Raw genomic sequence first — 21455 nt, 5'->3', positions numbered from 1 at the left:
TTGGCACGTAACAGGAGATTCATCGTGGACGTAGATGCAGCGCAACCTGATGCGACGACAAGGTGGGGCAAGGCATACCGTACCCCTATCCTTTCTCTGCTACCAGCATAGGGTGGGTATCCATAGCCGCCATACTCCTCGCATACAAGGGACGCAGGTCATACGTGATTTGAAGTACACTGGGTGCCAGTGCAGAAAATCCCAGCGTACTTCATCGTTTATCACCTCATACCCCCGATGATGCTACTCGCGGCCAATAGCTGCTTCGGTCAGCAAACGCACAACCTGTTCGAGAGCACGGCGGGCACGGGCCAGAGCCAGCGTCATATCGGCCAGGACAGCTTCAGCCAGCATAAAATTAGCCAGATAACTCTGCCGTAACGTCTCGAAGAGGTCTTGCGCTTCTTCAAGACAGGTTTGTGCCTGTTCGAGGGCGTGCTCACTCTCATCACGCTGACGGGCAGCAACCATCGGCCAGCGCCCGTTAATCTCGGCGCCACGCACGACAGCCATATGCCGCCGCATACGTTCAAGGTCGGCAAGAGCGTCGTACACGGCCCGTTCGGCAGTGACAATCAGCACCCGACACAAATGGACATTACGACCGAGTTCGGCACGTACCTCATCCAGCGTACTCCGGGCCTGAAGGATGGCCTGAGCCGCCTCTTCCGCCACGCGGATCAGTTCCACCCTCTCGGTCTCCAGTTCGGTTGGCCAGCGGCGCGGTATCGTCGGCATAATTAATCGCGCTCCTTCGTGGTCGGCGCAAGTACTCTTCGGCTGCGCGGCGACGCAAGACATTCTCGCCTAACTGCCAGAGAATGATAGGAATACCCGCAGCCACAAAGCTTCGCCATACCAGATCTTCATAGCGGCGCCAATCAAGGCTGCCAAGGCGACGAGCCGCCAGGGCAACCGGCGCCAGCGAGAGAACGACCCCGCCGGCGACCTCTGCCCACAGGTGATCGGGCAACACTGTTGGGAAGCGGCGCTCGATCAACTCGAGTGTGGCTGCGTAGACAGTTGATAGCCCCATAACCTGAAGTGGGAGTTGCACAGCCAGATGATCGGCATTGGTCACAGTACTCATGGTTGCATCGCTGTTCACTGTTTGCATTGCGGGGTTCCTTTCGGGTTCTTGTTGGCTACCATTTTAGCACAGGTCGTTCGATTTGTCTAGCCGTTGGGTTGTTATTGGATACTTGTTGGGATGTATTTAATCTACCTCATGAAACTCCTCCTGCATCGTTTGATCAACATTTTTGGCTTTTCAGGGCGATTTGATGTTATAATACTACATATTGTAGTAAAGTCAAGACCCCATCAACTACCCGACAGCAGACTAGACGGCTTGAATATTATATGCTATAGTATGAAAGGCGTACCAATAATAACCTTAAAACAACCCTTTTATCTCCCTGCAAAGAGGATGACATGTTACTTGGGACATGGGACGTGACACTCGATGAAGCCGGCAATCTGACGCTACCTGTTCCGCTGCGCCCGCTGCTCTTCCCCGGCGTCGTGGTTACCCGTGGATTCGAGCGCTGTTTGCATCTGTGCCCGGAACCGTTCTGGCGCGGGTTGGCCCGACGGGTGAGTAGTCTCTCATTAAGTGGTGCTGATGAACGCTGGCTGCGCCGGTTGCTGTTTGCCGATGCCCACGTGCTGGCGATTGATGAACAGGCAACTATCCCATTAAGCGAGTCGTTGCGCCGCTACGCTACGCTGGAACGACACGCGGTGCTGGTCGGCATGGATCAGTATCTGGAGGTGTGGAGTCCTGAACGCTGGCAGGAGTGTCAGGCAACTCTACTGGCTAACGCGGGCCGCTGGTCTCGCCGCGACTGGACGGTGGTCGGTTTGGCAGAGAGTGGCATTTCTTTGTGATCGTTTTTACTACAGTACATAGTAGCAAGGAAAACCGATGAGAATCTAGCTTTGATCCGTCTACCCCAGGGTTGAGGCTAAAGGCCGGGCGACCATATCAGACGGCACTTGCTCGTGATCGTGTTTACTACATTACATAGTAGAAAGGAAAACCGATGCCAATGCAGCTCTGATCCATCCGCCCCAGGGTATAGGTTGAAGCCCAGGTGACCATATCGGTCAGTGCTTTCTGGCGATGTTTACCCGCGATGCTTGCACAGTAGGGAGGATTTTCAATGATGACCCGCTCACATCCCAATACTCTTCATTCACCCCTGCATCGACCAACGGCCAGCGCGGCAATCGCCCGGCAACGGTTACGTCAGACATTGCAACGTGATCGCCTGATTATTGCCGAGCGGCAACCTGAACAGCAACTACTCAGCAGGTTACTTGAGGCTGAGGTGCCGCACTCGTCGCGTGAACGATGAAGGAAGTCTTTCCGATGATGTATGAGGGCTTGTAAAAGCACCGGTAGCAAACCACGCCGCATACGATGTACCGTTTTTCGCCAAGTTATAGTTTGCTTTATTCCGCAATAGTTGTGTTGCGTGCGAAGGGCACTGCTCGTGCGGTTTGGTCAGGTCGGTTCTACACTACAGCTCTCGTTTACGCTGAAACCAACACTGGCAAACGCTATGCGATCAACATACCAGCCCGTTCTCCTGTCCATCGATTTCAGTTCCTACCAGCGTGGTTTCTTTGTGCGTTGGGAGTCTAACGAAGTGATTGATATTACGCAGAGCCAAATGCCGATGCCAATTGCCGAAGCCGATGTGCCGCTGGTTTTGCGCGCACTCGATGTCTTGCAAGACCCGGCATATCCCCACCCCTGGACAACTACTCAGGAGAAGGCATTTACGTTTAGTCAGGCAGAGCAGGATCGTCTCCGTGAACTCAATTTTTGGGATGAAGATAACCGGGCACCGGTTGATTTGCCACGACGGGTTGGGCGACGGCTCTTTCGCGCACTGACGCACGATAAACGTGGTGCGGAGGCGTTGAAGATCGTGCGCGCCTACGCGCTGGCCGTTGATCGCCCGCTCCTGATCTCCTGCCACTTTCACGCCCACGCTCCGGCTGATGTCGCACTGGCTGCGTTACCTTGGGAATTGCTCTGGGCTGATGAACCAACGCCCCTGTTGACGGAGCGTCGCCTGGCGGCGACGATTGAACGACGATTGAAGCATACCGGTCCACCACCTGCACCGGCCCCAGGGCGTGGTGCACTGCGGATTCTCGCGCTCTCACCACAGGCCGGTATTCCAACGGAACTCCGCCATATTGAGCGGAGTGTGCGTATGAACGCCCTGCAACCTCTGCTCGAACGGAATCTGGCCGAGGTGCGCGAGCTGAGTCCCATTTCCCGCCGGGAGCTGGAACGTGTGGTTCGCGAATGGTCTCCTGATGTTATTCACTACTACGGCCACGGTCGCTACGAACAGGGAAGCGGCGCACTGCTCCTTGACCGTGAACGTGGTGGCGAGGAATGGACACCACCAGATGCCCTTGCGGCTGCCTTGGGTGGTGTGCAGATGGTCGTGCTCCATGCCTGTCAGGGCGCTATGGCAACCCCAGGCGCAACCCTGCTCAGCAGTGTCGCACCGGCGCTGAGTATGGCCGGTGTGCCGGTGGTGATTGGGATGCAGTTTACGATTCGGGCCGATGCCGCGACCCGCATTGCCAGTATCGTATACGCCGGGCTGGCCCAGGGGCGAAGTGTTCAGGAAGCGTTGGCGGCCGCCCGCATTGCCCTGTATGTCGGCGAAACCGATCAGGTATCGTGGTTTGTACCGGCCCTCTATGTGCGCAGTCGAAGCCACGGTCCTATCTACCTGCGACCGCCCACCGACCAGCCGCCGGTTCTCACCCTTGGCACATCCTCATCATCACAGTCTCGCCACCCACCACATATCCGGCGTTTACGCATTCAAGAGGAATGGGCACGTCAACGTTTGCAAGCGGATCGACCGTAACGGAATCTACTGACGCTATTGAACATATATCAGGTGAGTCATGTATCAGATTGAATGGCTAGGAATGATACGCAACAATTTCAAGCCCGGCACCCCTGATCGCATCCGTATGGTGGTGTTGCACGCCACCGCCGGTACGTATCCCGGTGATCTGAAGTGGCTGCGTCAGGGTGGTGCGCCGGGCCGTGAAGTGTCTGTGCATTACTACATCAATAAACGCGGACACATTGTGCAACTGGTTGCCGATCACGATATTGCCTGGCATGCCGGTGTCAGCCGTTGGGAGGTGGACGGGCGTACCGTCTACGGCTGTAACGAGGTGTCGATTGGGATTGAGTTAGAGAACCGGAACGATGGTCGTGATCCGTATCCACCGGAACAGTACGCGGCGGCACGCTGGTTAACCCGCGAGCTGGTGCAGAAATATCAGATTCCACCAAACCAGGTTGTCCGCCACCTTGATATTTCCCCCGGCCGGAAGACCGATCCGGCAGGCTTCCCCTGGCAACGCTTCGTCAGTGAGGTGTTTGCCGATCTCCCCGACGCACCAACCATGCCACCGACCGAGCAGATGCGCCAACGGATGCTCGATATTGCATACCGCGCTGCCGGGAGTGGTCTGCCTGCTAACTGGCCCTTTTTCACCACCGCACGTACCGCCCATCTGGGGATGCCGGTGGCATCGTTGATCGCCCGTCCACCGGCGTCACGTGCGGCGTCATCACCACATGATCGGGAACGAGTATTGTCACTCCCCGATGGTACCCGCTATCTGGTTGAGGTCTACGCCCGCGATACGCTCTTCGCACCCGTTGACCCGGATGACACCCTGCGTCCCGACGAGCCAATTCAGCGATTGCGTGATGTTCCGGCCAGTCCCCAACGTCTGACGCTCCTTGACGCGGTCTTCCGGGCTGCCGACCCGATCAACGGGTTTCAACCGGGCTGGGCATTCCATCAGTATTTTCTCGACCATGAGGCTGAACTTGGCATGCCGGTCAGTCACAACCATCGCCTCGCTCTGGCACCGGGATGGCATGTCGCCTGTCAGCACTTCGCCCTCGACAGCCTCTGCTCGCCAGTTGGTCAGTGGCAGGTGATCTACCGTCTAAGTGACATTCGACGTGCTGCGGCAGGCCGGATGATTCTGTCCGGTCTGAGTCGTGAGCGAGCCAGACAACTGGCACACCTCCTGCTTGATGATCTCTTTGCCCTGCGCACCGGTCGGCGGTATCAGGCTGAGGCAGCACTCGTGCGGTATGCACTTGACGAAGATCTGGGAGCGCCGCTTGGCCCACCCGAAACAGATGTCGTTGATGGGATACCCATCGCGTTGATGCCGTTTGCCCTCGATGTGGTGGCCTGTCGTCTACCGACACCGGATTGGCCGCTCGACCGGCCACTGCCACCGGGCAATCCGTTCGGTCGGCTCACCGCATTGCTCGGTGCTCACCGTCAGGGTGTATCCGGTGTTGTCCGATTATCACGGCTGCACAATCCGCGTTCGCTGCCGGTGATGCAGGCAACCCCGTTGGTGGGACCAGCCCGACCTGATCGCCCATTTATCGATGTCAGTCTCTTTGCCGGTGACGGTGAGGTGCGCCGACGAGCAATTGATACCATTATCGTTGTCCCGACGCCGGGACCGGCGAGCCTGGCGCTGACCCAGGCGCATACGGCTGCGCGCTGGCACTACTACATCGATCATACCGGCACCGTCTTTCGGTTGCGCCACGAACGCTATGTTGCGCGTGCTGCCCGTGGCATCGGCCTGCCTGCCGAACAGCTCGATCAACGGGCACTGGTCATTGCTGTTGAGGGTGAACTCGACCAGGCCCCGCCGACAATTCGTAAAGCAGCAAAGGCGCTCATTCAGTTACTCTGCCAACATTTTCGGATTAGCAACAACCGGATACACGTAGGCGAAGTGGCCATACATTCGTAAGCAATATGATGTGCGCTGCCGCTCATCACAACCTCACAGGACGTATATGCAGTCAACAGCTTCTTCATTGCACGCTCGCGCCCCGATCAACATCAAACTGATAGGATTGGGCGGATGCGGTGGGAATCTGGTCAGTACGCTGAAGCTCCAGAACGATCAGGTGGATCTGATCGTCGCCAACACTGATTTGCAAGACCTGGCAGGGCGTACCACTATTCCAACCCGTATCTTGCTCGGCCCACAGCAGACTGCTGGAAAGGGGGCGGGTGGACGGCCTGATGTTGGGGCAGCCGCAACTGTCGAGAGCGAGCCAATGCTGGCGAAAGCATTGAGCGGCGCCGATCTGGTTGTGATTGTCGCCGGTATGGGTGGTGGTACCGGTACCGGTGCCGCTCCGGTAGTCGCCCGGCTTGCCCGTCAGCTCGGCGCATTGACCCTGGCCTTTGTTACGATGCCATTTCAGGTCGAAAAGGGACAGCGGAGCCGGATTGCCGAACAGGGGCTTGCCAGTGTGAGCAAAGAGGCTGATGCTGTGGTTGTGGTTTCCAATCAAAAGATTTTGAATTTTGTCGATCCGCGGACAACCCTATCGGTTGCGCTGACGTACAGCAATACCATTTTAGCTGCTGCAATGAGCGGCGTGATCGATCAGCTCTCCCTCCCCTCACTCATGCAGCTCGATTTTTCCCATGTGCGGCAGACCCTCAGTCAGGCCGGACAAACGATGCTTGGAATTGGGAGCGCAACAGGAAGTGATGCTGCCCAGCGTGCGATGCAGCTCGCGCTGAAATGTGATTTGCTCGAAGGAAATTTACAAAAAGCTCGCCGTGTCTTCGCTTCGATCATCGGTGGCAGTAACCTGGGTCTGATCGATGTCCATCAGGCGATTGAGCAGATCCATCGTGTGGTTGCCAATGAGATCGATCTGGTCATCGGTGTTGCCACCTCACCACTGACGTCGCACCGGGATCGCGTGCGGGTAACGCTCATTGCCAGTGAAGTAGCTTCCTTCCGTCAGTCGCTCTCCTCTGGGCAGGCCAATCCAAAAGCATCTGTCACGTACACGATCTCCAGTAACGATCTACCACCCTTTTTGAAATTGCACCGACGAGGTTGTTTATGATTCTGCATCTCTGCCCAAATGATCCCCTGGTCTCTCTGGTACACGACCTGTTTGGCGCCAACGCCGTGCGGGTGCCCGATGCGCGCATTCGCCCACTATCGGTCGTTATTCATCGGGATAATCGGAGCGTGTTTCGTGGTTCGTTGTTGCCGCTCCTTACCGACTCCAGCCCATTGAGTGTGCAGCCTGCGGTGTCGCAATTGATCGATATCAGTGGTCGACGTTCGCGCCGGATCAGTCTCGACCTCGGCTTGCATATTCTGCGAGGGTTTCTGTACGGCTTCGGCGTACCAGCCGCCAGTCTGGCGACTTCGATCCAGGGTGCTGCAACAGTTTCGTTCTCTTTTCCCACTGCCATGCGTGTGGCCTACGATGTCAATGCGTTGGGCTGGGCATTGGCCGGTCGTGCCATCGATCGCTCAAATCCAGCGGCGGCGGTGCTGTTCGAGCAGACACCCTACGAGCTGCTCTTGATCGACTCGGTGCTCACCAGTCGTCATATCACGATCACCCTAAGCGGTAGCAAAGGCCAGCGGCTCAATGTCGATATTGATGCACTACGGCAGATGCTCAACGATCTCGGTGGACAGGTTGGCGTAAGCGGTGATTCCGAACTTGAAGTAACGCTGGCCAGCCCCCATGACTTAACCTTCGCTTTTTCGTGCGTCCGCCTCTTTTTCGACGACGAGGGCTTTATTACTGCCATCCCCCCCGATCTCAATCGGCGGGTGTTGGGAAGTGCCGGCGGACTTACAGTCCGTTATACACCTGACCGGGTACTCCTCAGTGCCCAGCCTGGCTTGTTGGTATGGGATCGCCTGCCAGCAATCTCGCCGGAACAGCCTCGTTCCGCTCGTCGCTAGCGTTCGTCAGGTGTGGGCGAGTTCAAAAGCAGAGCGACTCAGGCGGCAACGCGCATGCGCTTCCTGCTGTCAACGAGTATGACAGGCACCGAACATCCAGGCCATACTGGCGGGGAGTCGGGGCAGCATACCAACTCTTGCACCATCCGGTGCATCACGGCCCGGCATCAGACCTGCGGTGATCCCCGGCTTACCGTCCCTTCCACAACGATCCGAGGATGTTATCTGCATGGTACGGATGTGCAGGTTCCCAACCCGCCCCTTCCGTGTCGGTTCTCATCGCCATGCGAGAGATACGGCGGATAAGGAGGTAGCGAAAAGGCACATCGTGGATCGCGTGCCACGTCGTGGATTAGAGCAGATGTGATATGACATCACCCAGTATAGTGATTGAGACATAGTCTCTGAAGTGAGTGCGCATTTGATGTAGGTTGCAGTTTGGATTTGGATGTGATATGACACCACGCAACGTCGTGATGAAGACATCGTCTCGGTAGAACCTATTTCAAAAGCATCTACTAGAGGGTAGCTCATTCAATTACTGACAGACGACATAATTGGACGAATACGGACAGCATCCCCATGACCAGCAGGATCAACGTCATGACACGTGCCGGATCGTGAGTGCGGCAGCCATGCTGCCGCACTCCAAACGCTGCGACACGCGCATGAAAAACGGACAAGATAACCAAGCCAACGAGTGATGGCACTGACGATGGTCGTCAGACTCCTCGCTGCCATATCGGCAGACTGGGAGCAGAACAATACGGTCGTTAGTGATTGGCAGGCGTTCAGTGCCTGTGCGACCGTCTGGTGACAGAGAGCACAGCTTTTATGAAATAAGTTCTAGAGCCTGTTTCAAAAAACATCTACTATGAAGGTATCTCACATTGCCGCCCGATTCTATGTTCGTGACGAGCACACCCGGCGTCCACGTGACCAGCCGGATCAACGACGTGACACGCGCCATATCGTGTGTACGGCTGGCGCGGCAGCATGGCTGCCGCACGCCAAACGACGCTACACGTGGATGATGAGCGAACAAGGCAACCTGTCCAGCGCGTGATGGTACCGGAGATGGTTATTAGAGCGCGATAGTACAGCTTTTTATGAAATAAGTTCTAGTAAGAGAAGCGGACATGGTGGTTAGCCACCATTGTCCCGCGCCGGTTGTCGCACACCCGCGCTCTTCTGACACAGGTGTCGTTTCCAGTTTCAAACAGGCATCTGTTACCATCACGAATGCGGAGCCCGATTCCGGGCCGTCCGAATCCAGTCACGCGGTTTGATGCCGAGCAGCAGCCGGATGTAGAGCCACAGCTTCCAGATCACAAACAGCGGGGTAAAAAGTAACGAGCGGTAGACCGGCCACGGTGCCTTCACCAGGATCAGCCCACTGAGAATATACACAACCTGACCAAGCCACACAAAACCGGCCAGGGCAAGTGCTGCCGGGTCACCCAGGATGAGGGCGATCAGCAAGATCAGCACATTGGCCCCGGTAACCACCGAAAAGGGCGGGATCAGTTGCTCGATGGCAGCATCGATCAGCAAAAAGCTCCGTCGGCGCAGCCCTTCACGTAGCAGTTGCGGCACATAATGGCGAACCATCTCCATTCGCCCGCGCTCCCAGCGCTCATTTTGCGTTTGGGCAGACTTCAGGCTATCGGGCATCTCGGCCCACACTACGGCATCGGGCGCAAACATGGCACGCTCGCCCGCCAGAATCAGCCGCATGTGGTATTCAATATCTTCTGTCAGTGAGGCTGTCCAGCGCTGCTGCCGTAGAATCTCGGCGGCAAAGACCATCCCATTGCCCTTCAAGCCGGTTGAACCACCAAGTACCATGCGGCCCAGGGGGCGGAGGTAGTGCAGGACAATTAAGGCCACCGCACGGATGCCGGCACTCCACGCGCCTTCGGGCTGACGTACCGCGTAGTAAGCCTGGATAACTCGTTCACCCTGCGCCAGCCGGGCATCCATCACCCGTAGAAATGTGGTCGAGACCACCGAGTCGGCATCGAGAATGACAACCGCATCGTGCGGTTCCTGACGCAGCCAGATTTGCTGCAACAACCATTCCAGCGCGTACCCCTTGCCACGCAGCGTCTGATCAAATCGTTCGTGGACAATGGCGCCATGCGCGGCAGCCACTGCGGCAGTCTGATCCGAACAATTATCGGCAACGACGTGTACTGTGTAGAGATCACGTGGATAGTCGAGTTGCTGAAGATTGGTCAGCAGATCGGGCAATAGGCGCTCTTCATTGTGCGCTGGTATCATGATCACAAAGCGCGTGGTGGGATGCGGACGAAGCGTTGTCGTGCGCCGGGCGAAAAAGGCTGCTCCGGTGAGCAGCAGAAGATAGGCCACCATCCCTGCCAGCACAATCCCGCCGACCCAAAAGATCACCGTCGACAAGCCCCACATCAACGACATCATAGTCGCTCCTTATGCTTAACCGACAGCGGCTCAACACCGACTTCGGTCAGTGTCTCGTAGAGAAAATCGGTCAGACGTACAGCGTAATGATCGAGGTTCATCTCCTCTTCAACCCGCCGGCGCCCGGCGCGTCCCATACGGGCTGCCTTTTCCGGTTCAGCGAGGAGGTGTTCAATCGCTTTCCGCAAGGCATTCGGATCGCGTGGTGGTACGTACAGACCGGTTTCCCCCTCAACGACAACATCGGTCTGACCGGGTGTTGCGGTACAGATGACTGCCCGCTCCATCGCCATTGCTTCCAGAATAGCCGTTACTCCGGCCTGAAACTCTACCGGTTCGAGCGGCATTACCAGAAATTGGCTATCGCTGTAGAGCTGACGTAAGTCGTACTGACTGAACTTCTGGACACGCACATTGGGTGGAATCGGCTGGTTCCGGGTGGTATCTCTCTGTTTCGACCACGGACTGGCAGCGGCCACAACCACGTCTGCATCGAGACCATCAACAGCACGCAGGAGTGTTGGGTAATCACGCCGTTCAAGCCCAACAGCGCAAATCTGTGGGCGTGGGGTTGGACGCGGCGGTGCATGACGGGGATGAAAAAACTGGTCGTCAACCATAAATGGGGTGAACGGCACTCTTTTCACAGGTAAGCCCCACCGTTGAGTGATAAATCGCTGCTGCCACGTTGAATAGACCATAAAACGGTCAATGTGGGTATGGACAGCAAAACGATCAAGGAAGACCATCTTTTTCGGCACTGACAACACGTGGACAATCATCAGATGGCGGGGCCGCCGGTTGGGCGTAAAATACTTGAGCAGGGCTGCCAGCGGCAAACCAACCTGTTCGCCATCGGTGACAATCGCCTGATAGCGATAACGACGGGTAAAACAGGCCCAGGCCAGCAGCAGGTTCGGCCCTCCCAGGCGCTCAAACAGACGACCGACCAGCCCGCTGGTCTCACGGGCAATTCGATAGTCAATCAGATCGGCTCCAAAGTGGCGAGCGAGTTCGAGATAATCGGCACGCGGGCGCCGACCGGCAGCAATCTGCTGTTCAAGATCAGATGGAATATTTCCTGAAACAGTAAGCAAAACCTGATTCACGCCGGAATCCTCTCTTGCATACGGGCCAGATCGACCTCTCCCTTGATCAAATCAAGCAATCGCCCGGCATTATGGCGGGCGTCATACATACGTGACACGTGGATCGTTGCCCGCTCGCCAAACCGCAATCGCTCGTCGGGACGTGTGATCAGGCGACGCAGGGCCTCGGTGAGCGCACGCAGATCACCAGCCGGGATCAATAAGCCTGTCTCACCGTCACGGACAATTTCGGGAATAGCTGCGACACGGGTCGTCACCGCCGGCAAGCCGGCTGCCGCCGCTTCCGAAAGCACCATCGGCAGACAATCGCCGAACGTTGGCAAGGCAAAAATATCGGCCTGGTGGTAGAGTGCCTTCAGCGGGGCACTGTTCGGCTGCATCCCGTGATAGACAAACACCCCTGGCTCATCTGGCACATGGTCTTTGGTTACCAAATGCAGTTCAACACCGAGCGGACGCAGTGCCCGGAAGGCTTCGATCAGCAGCACCCCCCCTTTGCGTTCGAGGTTGGCACCCACAAACAGAATTTTTACCGGCTCCTCGTGACGGGTGCGCGGTGTGGGGCGTTGCCATTCATGCACATTCACGCCGGGGGGGATGACGGTAATCTTATCTGCCGGCACACCGTAACCCTCGATCAGGCCATCTTTCGCCCACTGACTCCAGGTGACCAGATGGCGGGCCAGTTGAAAGCAACGCCGATTGAGCTGCCATTTAATCCGTTCCAGCCATGGCGGGCCTGGATCATGCTGATAGTACGGGCCGAGTTGATCGTACTGCAACGGTGTGGCATCGAGCGAGACGATGCCGGGGTAGCGCCGCAACCAATCGGCAGCCAGGACCGCCGGCACCTGCGTATGAAAAAAGAGCGCATCAAGGGTCGTGTGTCTGGTCAGTCGGCGCAATGAGCGGCGCGCCCGCAGACCGGCACGCACTGTCCAGTTGCTTTTGTAGAGTGGTATACGCGCTGCCAGACCATGGGTTTCAAACGGAATGAGTGCCCAATGCGGGCGGACATCAGGATCATTGCTGATATTCGCCTGTAAGTTTTTGGCGTGAGTCACATGCCCCAGGGCCTGTTCGAGCACAAAGCCGATGTTGTAGAGCGCTGAACCGTTCATAGTTTTTCCTGATCGGAATGTTCAGAGTGTTCCTGCGCAGCGCAAAGGAAACCGCGATCTACGTTGAGTATAACGAAGAGGTATAACCTTAGCGTTAATGAAATAGGTGATACGCTTGCAATGTTGTCATATCAATCTGGGCAAAATGAGCTTATGAGGGTAGAAGCTATCTCAATTCATTACTGAGATCGTAACGATCACTCCCAGCATCCGCATGACCAGCAGGTTCAACGGCGTGCCACGTCCTGGTGCGTGAGCACAGCTGCTGCGGCAGCCATGCTGCCGCACTCCACACCGCGCAACACGCACATGACGAGCGGGCAAGGCAATCTATCCAGCGCGTGATGGTAGCGGAAATGATCGTCAGCCCTCTTCGCCGCCATACTGGTAGCCTGGGAGTAAAATATGCTGTCGTTGGTGATTGGCAAGCGTTCATGCGCCTGTGCAACGGTCTGGGAGCACGACTGCACAGCTTTTATAAAAGAAGTTCTATCAGATTGTTGAGGCATACTGCGGAGTCTCGTCGGGAAGGTGAAGGCCACCCGATGTTTTGTCGGCAGATCACGCCAGCAATCTTTGCGCATTTGTTATGATACAACTGAAATCTCGCTTCCTGATCAACAGAGGACCCGGCATGTTTCTTCGTCTCGTGACCGTTATCTTGCTAACCGGCATGATGGTGGCCTGTTCAGCACCACCGGCACCAACGCCTACGCCGGTTCCGCCAGTTCCAACGCCGATCCTGCTTGAACAGGATGTAACCTTTGCCGAATTTGGGTTACGTTTACGTTTGCCGGCAGGCTGGCAGAGTCGGGTAGAGGCCAACACACTGCGGATTGCCGCGACGGCAACTGCCCTCGATACAACGGTGATTGATGCACCGTTGTTGTTGATCGACACCACAACAGTCCCGGTGTTTACGGCGCAATATGGCACAGCCAATCCCGAAACCGTCTTCGAGCTGGCCAGCAGTGCAATCCAATCGTCCGGGTATACGATTGCGCCGACTCAACCAATCCGTCTGGGCAACGCTCAAGGATTGCAGGCCGATGTTAGTGGCACCGGTGGCCGTGGACGCCTGCTCGTGCTGGTTGATGACACGCACATCGTGCGTATCCTGGCCCAGGCCGCTGGCGATCAGTGGGAGCGTGAAGCAGCAACTATCGATCAGATATTCGCAAGTATTGAACTCTTGCCACTGGCTATCCCGACACCAACCCCACTCGCCCTGGCCGCACAGCCGCAGATCGTCCGTACAGGGCCACCCGGCTTCGTGTTACGACTCGGTGGCCGCAGCGGCCCGGCGAACAGCCGCTTTATCGCTGCCCGTGGCCTGGCCGCAGCCCCTGATGGTACGATTTATCTTGCCGAAAGTGGGCGCGGTGTGTGGGTCTTCGCGCCTGATGGCACACTACGCACTACATTTGGCGCTGAAGACCTGCTCGACGCCTACGATGTCGCCCTTGGCCCGAACGGTGATCTTTACGTCGCTGATTACGGACGCAATGCTATCGTGCGCTTCAGCGCGACAGGCGATCTAATCGGGCGTTGGGGTGGGCATGGCGATGCTCCCGACCAGTTTGGGCTATTGGCACCGCAACGGATTGCGGTTGGGAGTGATGGTACCGTCTATGCTATCGATACCCGACCCGGCCCCGATGGACTGGCCGTCAGCAGTATTGTGCGTTTCAGTGCTGATGGTCAATTGATTGAACGGATCACGCTTCCGGCTGATCTGGCGCCCGCCGATCTGGTGGTTGATCAAAGCGGTGTGCTGTACCTGGCAGAGAGTTTTGCCGGCGCGATCGTCAAACTGGCTCCCGATGGCAGTGTGCTGGCGCGCTTTGGTGACCCGGCTGACCCAACTCTGCTAGCGGGGCCAGTGATCGATCTTGATCGTGCCGGCTATCTCTACCTTGCCACCTATGCCGGTACCATTCTCCGGCTGGCTCCCGATGGCACAATTGTGGCCCGTGGTGGGGCACCGGCTACGCCCGGCAGCATCCCCAACCCCGGCGAGATCAGTCTGCCCAACGGGATCGTTGCTGCACCAGGTGGTGTGGTCTGGATAAGCGACAACAGTGGCGAATATAGCGCGATATCAGCCTTCCGCTTGCAGACCGACGAGGCAGCGCTGGCAACGGCGCTAGCCCTGGCACCGACCCCAGCCGCCCCAACCGGTGAAATCAGCCGGCAATGGGCAAGCGCAGCCACGGCCAGCAGCTTCTACGCGCCTGACTATGATCCAGCCGGTGCCGTCGGCCCGCCTGATGTCACAGAATGTCAGGACAGCCCCAATGCCTGGGCACCGGCAACTCCCGGCAGTCGTGAGACGTTGACGGTCACGTTCGCCGATCCGGTCTTCGCTACCGGCCTGATCATTCACCAGAATCACCAACCCGGCTACATCACGCTGGTCGAAGTGATTGATGAACAGGGGACAAATCGGGTCGTCTACCGAACCGATCCGGCACCAGCCCCCGAATGTCCATTTGTTCAGAGCATCACCTTTGAACAAACCCTGACCCGGATCGTCAGTGCGCGTATCACCATCGATCAGCGTGATGGAAGCTGGAGTGAGATCGACGCTGTCGCCCTGTTGGGTGTGCCATAAATCAAATATCGAGACCGATATCGAGCGCCCGCACCGAATGGGTCAGCGCTCCAACCGAAATATAATCAACACCAGTTTCGGCAATCGCGCGCACGGTCTGCAACGTCACGCCACCACTGGCTTCAGTTTTGGCACGCCCGGCAACAGCCTGTACCGCCAGCCGCAACTGATCAGGCGGCATGTTATCGAGCAAGATCAGATCGGCCCCCGCTTCGGCAGCAACGACTGCTGCCGCCACACTCTCGACTTCAACTTCAAGCCGCACCATCGGCCCAAGCTGCCGGCGCACGTGCCTGATCGCCCCGGCCAGATCGATCCCCTGGGCAGCCAGGATCGCCAGATGGTTGTCTTTCAACATCACCCCATCGTACAGGCCAAACCGATGATTGTAGCCACCACCTACCTGTACAGCGTATTTCTCCAGAGCACGCAGACCAGGCGTTGTCTTCCGGGTATCGAGAATCTTCGCCTGCGTGCCGGCCACTACGGCAACGTACTGCGCAGTCAGGGTGGCAATCCCGCTCAGCCGCTGCAACAGATTGAGCGCCACCCGTTCACCGGTGAGAATACTGCGCGCCGAACCGGTAATCGTTGCCAGGGTCGTACCGGCAGAAACAGCCGCGCCTTCAGCCACGTGGCATAACACCGTCAGTTCCGGATCGATCTGGCGAAAAACGGCTATCACGACCGGCAGACCGGCCACGACACCGGCTTCACGCGCCACAATCTGCGCGGTACTCTGCACTGTGGCTGGAATAGCGGTCAAGGTAGTCAGATCGCCATTACCAATATCTTCAGCCAGCGCCTGCGCAACCACGGCGTCAACGATATGACGGGGAAGTTCCATTATGACATCCTTTACTACAACCCGATCCTCCGACGGTATTGTATCCGATGATAGTCATCGCACCGTGAGGTTACTTGCACGTTATGTCGGCAATTTCCCATCGCACAGCACGACAGCCATCCTTGCCCGACCAGAATTATATTCTTGATCAATATCCACACTTCAGAAATGGTAGTATCATAGAAAGTATCAATCGCCAACCAGCAGAAATCCTATGCGTAATACCAGAGCAATGTCGCAGCGAACTCGTTGGCCAACTGTCGGAGTGATTGCCGGCTGGCAATTCTACAGCACAGCATTGACCATGAGCTACCTCAGCCCGATTTATCTCGGCATCCGACAGGCAGCCCAAGACCTGCAATGTAATCTGCTCTTAGCGTGCGGCATAGGGCCATCACTCCAGCTCAACGATCCCTCGCAACCCGCATGGTTTACCATCGCTGATGATACCAATTTTGTACCGGTTGGACCGTGGAATACCAACGGACTGATCATCATCAACCCCTTGCAGCGGCCAGAGCGGTCACAGATGGTGCAGGCCATTTGCGATGCCGGCCATCCGGTGATCTTCGTCGGTTCCGGCGAGCCGGGGCCGACTATCGTCGCCAACAATGCAGGTGGGATTTACCTCGCCCTTCAGCACCTGATCGAACACGGCCATCGTCAGATTGCTTTCATTGCCGGTAGTGAACACGACCTTGAAGGTGATACCGGTGACCGACTGCGGGCGTTTCACAGCAGCATGGCCCGGTTTGGGTTAGAGGTTGATGAACGCCTGATCGCCTTTGGACGCCACGTGTTCACCGGCGGCTACAGTGCGATGCGCCAATTGCTGGCTACAGGCGTACCGTTTACAGCAGTGCTGGCAAGCAATGATGAATCGGCGTTGGGCGCCATTTCGGCGTTACAGGAAGCAGGGCACCGGGTTCCAGACGATATTGCCGTCATCGGCTTTGATGACCGGCCAGAAGGCTTGCTGGCCGAACCAGCACTCACCTCGGTACAGATTCCCCTGTTCAAGATGGGATATCAGGCGCTGAAGCTCATGGTTTATCACTTGCGCGAACGGGTACCCCTGCCGGAACTGGTACAGGTGCCGACTCGTTTGATCATCCGTGAGTCGTGCGGTTGTAGCCAGAATGCGGTGCTGGCCGATGCCCTGGAGATGACTTCCCTGCATCCCGATATCTCAGACACGACTGATCTGCGCGATGCGGTGATTCGCTCAATGAGAGATCTGCTCAGCCAGAAATCACGTGGCTTCACATCCGAAGAGATTGATCGGCTTTGCCGGCGTCTGCTTACCGCGTTTCTTGAGAGTGTGCAGTCTGCCAGCCCTGATCAGTTCCGTACCGTACTCGCTCAGATACTCGAGCAGGTGACATCGTTCGGCGATGATGCGCACGAATGGCAGATTGCTATCTCGTACATACGCGATGTCTTGCCACGTTTGCTCGATCCGGCACTCCATACTGCTGCGCTGAATCTCCTCGACGAGGCTCGCATGACTATCAGTGCGGCCATGCGCGTTCAGCACTGGCATTACCGCCATACCCAACACCAGACCAACAACCGGATCGGTCGCCTCACCGCCCGTTTGCTGAATGCGCTGGCTGAAAGTGACATCTACGACATTCTGGCCCAACATCTGCCCGAACTCCACCTACCGCTACTCTGGATTGGCTATTTTGAAGCTGATCGCGACGATCCAGTAGCCTGGTGTCGCTTACGAGCGGTGACGATGCCCCAGCAACCAGTCATTCGGATCCGTAGTCGCTCATTTCCGCCTTCCCAATGGCTGACAACGGGCCAACCATTTCAGCTCAGCCTGATTCCGCTGACCGGGATCGATAGTGAAGCCGGTTTTGTCACCTTCGACTGCTCACGCCTCGATCTCTACGGCACTATTGTGCAGCAGATCAGTGCCGCACTGAATGCCGCCCGCCTCTACCGGGCGGCAACTGAAGGGCGCCGCCTGTCTGAAGAGGCAAATCAACTCAAGAGTCGCTTCCTGTCGATGGTGAGCCACGAATTGCAAACACCGCTCAACCTGATTGTCGGCATGAGCGATCTCCTGCTGCGCGAGAGTGTCGAGGGAACGCAGCATTTACCGCTACAGGTACGGCACGACCTCAAGCGTATCTACGACAATGCCCGCCATCTTAGCCGGCTGATCGGTGATGTGCTCGATCTGACCAGCAGCGATGCCGGACAATTGCGTTTGGTGTGTGATGTTGTTGATCTGGGGCAGGTGATGCGTGCAGTAGCGGATATTGGTCAGCAAATGGCAGCCGACAAGCACCTCATCTGGCACGATGCCATTCCCGCCGAGGGGCCGTGGGTCTGGGGAGATCGCACTCGCTTGCAGCAGATCGCCTTAAATCTGGTCGTTAATGCGATAAAATTCACGAATCGCGGCAGTGTCAGCCTGACAGTGACTACCGAAGCCGATGCAGTGACGGTCACTGTGCGCGATACCGGGATTGGCTTATCACCGGAAGAACAGGCGCACATTTTTGGTGAATTCCAGCGCACAGAGCGCAGTATTGAACGAGGTTATAGCGGCATCGGCCTGGGGCTGGCGATCTGCAAACGGCTGGTTGCGTTACACAGCGGCACCATAGGCGTACACTCAAGTGGCGTTGAAGGTGAGGGATCAGACTTTTTCTTCCGTCTACCCACGATTGCTGCCCCTTCCGTCAAACAACGCCGTAAATCGCAACCGGTTCCAACCCGATCACGTGTGTTGTTGCTCTCAACCGGTACCGACGAGCGGCTTCAGCATCATTTAGAGAAACGTGGTTTTGCCGTCACCTCATTCCCGATAGATGATAGTGCAGCCTGGGTGAGTGAACTCTTAAACAAAAGCTACAGCGCTGTGGTGCTGAACGCGGTGCAAGGCGATCAGGCATGGTGGCAGGCCATTCGGGTGTTAAAGGCGAATTCGGCGACTCGTGATCTGCCATTGTTGTGTTGTGCGATGACCGAACAACACGGTACGGTGCTTGAGTTTAACTACCTGACCAAGCCGGTTGAACTGGCCGATCTGGCCCGCGTCCTCGATCAGTACTGGCTCAAGAGTGATCCCGGATCGGCAGGCCATACCATTCTGGTGGTCGATGATGACCCCGATACGCTTGAACTCCACGCCCGGATCATCCAATCATACAGCGCCGGTCATCGGGTGCTCCGCGCTCGTTCGGGCCGTGAAGCGCTCACCATGCTTCAGCAGCAGCCGGTTGATCTGGTATTGCTGGATTTAATGATGCCGGAAATGAATGGCTTTACCTTGCTTCAAATGATGCGCGAGGATCAACGATTACGCGAAATCCCGGTCATTGTGATTACCGGTCGGATGCTGAGTGAAGAAGATATGGCCCTCTTGAACCAGGGCGTCACAACTATCCTCAGTAAAGGCATTTTCAGCGCCGATGAAACTCTCGCCCATTTACAGGCCGCGCTTGAGCGCCGACGCCGGCTGAGCGATCAGGCGCAGATGCTGGTACGGAAGGCAATGGCGTATATCCATAGCCATTATACCCATCCACTGACCCGGCAAGATATTGCCCATTATGTTGGCATGAGTGAAGACTATCTGACCCACTGTTTTCGGCAGGAACTTGGCACCACCCCGGTAGAGTATCTCAACCGCTATCGGGTCTTGCAGGCCCGCCACTTACTTGCCGAGAGCGACAAGAGTATCACCAATATCGCGCTGGAAGTAGGCTTTTCGAGTAGTAGCTACTTCAGTCGTGTCTTCCGCAAGGAGGTCGGGCAATCGCCGGAAGAGTATCGGCGCTTGAAACAGAATGGTGCCCGCTGATACCGGTGCGATCTGTGGATGTATTCACGACCGTCGCAACAAGCGAAGGTGTCATCACTATCATTGGAGTGCAACTACACCAACCCGCGAATCTTAGCGCAGCGTGGCATACCATTCGGTATACAGCTCTTGAAAACTCTTGCCATAGATGCCGCGGTAGTTGGCCGAACCCGGTGCTCGCCCGCGACCATTGGCGTACAGTTCATTGAACTTATCCCAGCCATAGGTGCGGGCCAGATACTCAACGAAGCCAGCCCACATCTCATAGGCGGCCATCGAGTTGGCACTGTTTGCAAACGACGCCAGATTGCCCCGATACCCGGCATTGTACAATTCACGGGCACGGGCTTGAAAAGACGGTGCATCGTAAAGGCTGAGCCAGTATTCACCCGATATCCAGGTTGCCAGCCCTTCAAGCAACACCAGATCGGCCTGCGCCTGAGCTTCGCGACCGTAGGCTTCGGCCTGCAACGCATGGGCCAGCTCGTGGGTCAGAATCACCAGCGCATGGTAGGCGTCTTCATTGGCGCGGTAGAAGATGCGGATATTGGTGCGGTCGTAGGTATACGCGATCCCACGTGTGTCGCTGGTTGGCGCCAGCACCGGATTATAGAATCCCACCGAGACTCGTTCTGTCAGCTCCACATCGAACCGTCGTTGCAAATATCCCAGGGCATATTCAGCTTTCACCGCCAGATCGCGCACCTGATCGGCACTAAAGGTGCCGCGACCAACATAAAAATCGAGGCGGCGTCCGGAGTAGACGAATTCCCCCGGCAATACCGGACCGCGACCGGGCAGAAAGCTGGTTGGGGCAACCTTCGCCTCATACGACTCGATAAACTCGCGGCGGGCGAGGGTTGGCGTAAGCGTTGGTGATGGCAGTGGTGATGGAGTTGCGGTTGCGGTTGGCGGGATGGTTGCCGTTTCGAGCGGTGATAGTTCAACAACCTTCAGACTCGGCGGCGGTGGCGGTGCCGGTGGCGTGGCAGCCATCAATCCAACCAATAGAAACAGTGCCAGCACGGGCAACAACGCAAGCAGAGCGCGTTTCGGATAGTTCACGCTATCTCTCCCTGAATGGTGCAACGGGGCACCAGGTTTGGTTGCTAACAGTCATGCGTAGCTTATACCACTCCCGGCCGGAAACTGTCAAGCACACCGGCGATACGTTCAGCGCCACCGCAGGACACTGTAACCCGTTCCTGCGGGTAATCGAAGCATGATGATCGCTGTCTACGAGTAGTTCAAGGTTGGATAACCTGAAACCGGGTTATAAAAACTCACGTTGCCACGTATGCTGTGAGCAGGCACTGGCGGCTGACCGTCAGGATGAACAGCACGACGTTGTACTCAACACCGTATGACGCAACCACATGCCCACTGTGGGGAGCAGCCAGGTTCCGTGGATGTGCTCCGTCACGCCTCATGGTAGTAACCCGGCTTATACCCATCCTCTGTGTCCGCCGTATCTCTGTAGTGAAAATACCGCGATCCGCGCCTGCGGCGCGGGCAGGGGGATGCTGCGCCCCCCTGCACCCCCAGCACCGGTAGCGCAGCCCGAAGGCTGTACAAAATACTTTACAATGTCAAAAAGGCAAGAAAGTCAAAAAGACATTAAGACGAAGGCAGGGAGAATAGACGGGCAAGACGCACACCCCAA

15 protein-coding genes are annotated in these 21455 nt (G+C 56.9%); 8 read left to right on the top strand and 7 right to left on the bottom strand.

Going from position 1 to position 21455, the window contains the following annotated elements:
• Positions 1–243 precede the first annotated feature (243 nt).
• Both VAE57_RS11005 and VAE57_RS11000 read right to left on the bottom strand, forming a co-directional pair.
• Positions 244–690 carry a hypothetical protein gene (locus VAE57_RS11005; RefSeq protein ID WP_162015851.1) on the bottom strand — a complete coding sequence of 149 codons (447 nt, stop codon included), beginning with the start codon at positions 688–690 and terminating at the stop codon, positions 244–246.
• Complete coding sequence (locus VAE57_RS11000; protein WP_322821927.1) at positions 623–1117, bottom strand: hypothetical protein; 495 nt, start codon at positions 1115–1117, stop codon at positions 623–625. The genes VAE57_RS11005 and VAE57_RS11000 overlap by 68 nt, the downstream gene beginning before the upstream one ends.
• 317 nt (positions 1118–1434) lie before the next feature.
• On the opposite strand from VAE57_RS11000, the gene VAE57_RS10995 reads away from it, so the two are divergent.
• From VAE57_RS10995 to VAE57_RS10970, 6 genes are all read left to right on the top strand, one after another.
• Positions 1435–1890, top strand: a complete 456-nt coding sequence (locus tag VAE57_RS10995) for a division/cell wall cluster transcriptional repressor MraZ (RefSeq protein WP_322821926.1) — start codon at positions 1435–1437, stop codon at positions 1888–1890.
• Between the two features lie 275 nt (positions 1891–2165).
• Positions 2166–2360, top strand: a complete 195-nt coding sequence (locus VAE57_RS10990) for a hypothetical protein (RefSeq protein ID WP_322821925.1) — start codon at positions 2166–2168, stop codon at positions 2358–2360.
• A 120-nt stretch (positions 2361–2480) separates the two neighbouring features.
• Entirely contained in the window at positions 2481–3905 is a 1425-nt protein-coding gene (locus VAE57_RS10985; RefSeq protein WP_322821924.1) for a CHAT domain-containing protein, read from the top strand.
• A 40-nt stretch (positions 3906–3945) separates the two neighbouring features.
• Positions 3946–5850 carry an N-acetylmuramoyl-L-alanine amidase gene (locus tag VAE57_RS10980; protein ID WP_322821923.1) on the top strand — a complete coding sequence of 635 codons (1905 nt, stop codon included), beginning with the start codon at positions 3946–3948 and terminating at the stop codon, positions 5848–5850.
• A gap of 46 nt (positions 5851–5896) precedes the next feature.
• Positions 5897–6973: a cell division protein FtsZ gene (locus VAE57_RS10975; RefSeq protein WP_322821922.1), complete on the top strand. Its 1077-nt coding sequence runs from the start codon at positions 5897–5899 to the stop codon at positions 6971–6973.
• Positions 6970–7836: a hypothetical protein gene (locus VAE57_RS10970; protein ID WP_322821921.1), complete on the top strand. Its 867-nt coding sequence runs from the start codon at positions 6970–6972 to the stop codon at positions 7834–7836. The genes VAE57_RS10975 and VAE57_RS10970 overlap by 4 nt, the downstream gene beginning before the upstream one ends.
• Positions 7837–9072: 1236 nt before the next feature.
• Here VAE57_RS10970 and VAE57_RS10965 read toward each other — a convergent pair.
• From VAE57_RS10965 to VAE57_RS10955, 3 genes are read right to left on the bottom strand one after another with little or no spacing between them, the layout of a single operon-like run.
• Entirely contained in the window at positions 9073–10278 is a 1206-nt protein-coding gene (locus tag VAE57_RS10965) for a glycosyltransferase family 2 protein (RefSeq protein ID WP_322821920.1), read from the bottom strand.
• The gene (locus VAE57_RS10960) at positions 10275–11387 is read right to left on the bottom strand and encodes a glycosyltransferase family 4 protein (protein ID WP_322821919.1); all 1113 of its coding nucleotides are present in this window, start codon (positions 11385–11387) and stop codon (positions 10275–10277) included. Before VAE57_RS10960 ends, VAE57_RS10965 begins: the two co-directional genes overlap by 4 nt.
• Positions 11384–12508: a glycosyltransferase family 4 protein gene (locus VAE57_RS10955; RefSeq protein ID WP_322821918.1), complete on the bottom strand. Its 1125-nt coding sequence runs from the start codon at positions 12506–12508 to the stop codon at positions 11384–11386. Before VAE57_RS10955 ends, VAE57_RS10960 begins: the two co-directional genes overlap by 4 nt.
• A 634-nt stretch (positions 12509–13142) precedes the next feature.
• On the opposite strand from VAE57_RS10955, the gene VAE57_RS10950 reads away from it, so the two are divergent.
• Positions 13143–15122, top strand: a complete 1980-nt coding sequence (locus VAE57_RS10950; protein ID WP_322821917.1) for a hypothetical protein — start codon at positions 13143–13145, stop codon at positions 15120–15122.
• 1 nt (position 15123) lies between these two features.
• On the opposite strand, the gene nadC is transcribed toward VAE57_RS10950, so the two are convergent.
• The gene (gene nadC / locus VAE57_RS10945) at positions 15124–15969 is read right to left on the bottom strand and encodes a carboxylating nicotinate-nucleotide diphosphorylase (protein ID WP_322821916.1); all 846 of its coding nucleotides are present in this window, start codon (positions 15967–15969) and stop codon (positions 15124–15126) included.
• Between the two features lie 214 nt (positions 15970–16183).
• On the opposite strand from nadC, the gene VAE57_RS10940 reads away from it, so the two are divergent.
• A complete protein-coding gene (locus VAE57_RS10940) occupies positions 16184–19792 on the top strand; it encodes a substrate-binding domain-containing protein (RefSeq protein WP_322821915.1) in 3609 nt (1202 codons plus the stop codon).
• Positions 19793–19885: 93 nt separating this feature from the next.
• Here VAE57_RS10940 and VAE57_RS10935 read toward each other — a convergent pair whose 3' ends face one another.
• Positions 19886–20857 (bottom strand): hypothetical protein, encoded by a 972-nt coding sequence (locus VAE57_RS10935; RefSeq protein WP_322821914.1) that lies wholly within the window; start codon positions 20855–20857, stop codon positions 19886–19888.
• Positions 20858–21455: the final 598 nt, after the last annotated feature.

Source organism: Chloroflexus sp., from assembly GCF_034434295.1.
Taxonomy (GTDB): Bacteria; Chloroflexota; Chloroflexia; order Chloroflexales; family Chloroflexaceae; genus Chloroflexus.
This window is presented reverse-complemented; position numbering and strand designations above follow the sequence as displayed.

Coding starts and splice junctions, on each gene's coding strand:
- VAE57_RS10970 (WP_322821921.1), top strand. CDS start 6,970: ATGATTCTGCATCTCTGCCCAAATGATCCCCTGGTCTCTCTGGTACAC.
- VAE57_RS10950 (WP_322821917.1), top strand. CDS start 13,143: ATGTTTCTTCGTCTCGTGACCGTTATCTTGCTAACCGGCATGATGGTG.
- VAE57_RS10965 (WP_322821920.1), bottom strand. CDS start 10,278: ATGATGTCGTTGATGTGGGGCTTGTCGACGGTGATCTTTTGGGTCGGC.
- VAE57_RS11000 (WP_322821927.1), bottom strand. CDS start 1,117: ATGCAAACAGTGAACAGCGATGCAACCATGAGTACTGTGACCAATGCC.
- VAE57_RS10995 (WP_322821926.1), top strand. CDS start 1,435: ATGTTACTTGGGACATGGGACGTGACACTCGATGAAGCCGGCAATCTG.
- VAE57_RS10955 (WP_322821918.1), bottom strand. CDS start 12,508: ATGAACGGTTCAGCGCTCTACAACATCGGCTTTGTGCTCGAACAGGCC.
- VAE57_RS10975 (WP_322821922.1), top strand. CDS start 5,897: ATGCAGTCAACAGCTTCTTCATTGCACGCTCGCGCCCCGATCAACATC.
- VAE57_RS10940 (WP_322821915.1), top strand. CDS start 16,184: ATGCGTAATACCAGAGCAATGTCGCAGCGAACTCGTTGGCCAACTGTC.
- nadC (WP_322821916.1), bottom strand. CDS start 15,969: ATGGAACTTCCCCGTCATATCGTTGACGCCGTGGTTGCGCAGGCGCTG.
- VAE57_RS10980 (WP_322821923.1), top strand. CDS start 3,946: ATGTATCAGATTGAATGGCTAGGAATGATACGCAACAATTTCAAGCCC.
- VAE57_RS10990 (WP_322821925.1), top strand. CDS start 2,166: ATGATGACCCGCTCACATCCCAATACTCTTCATTCACCCCTGCATCGA.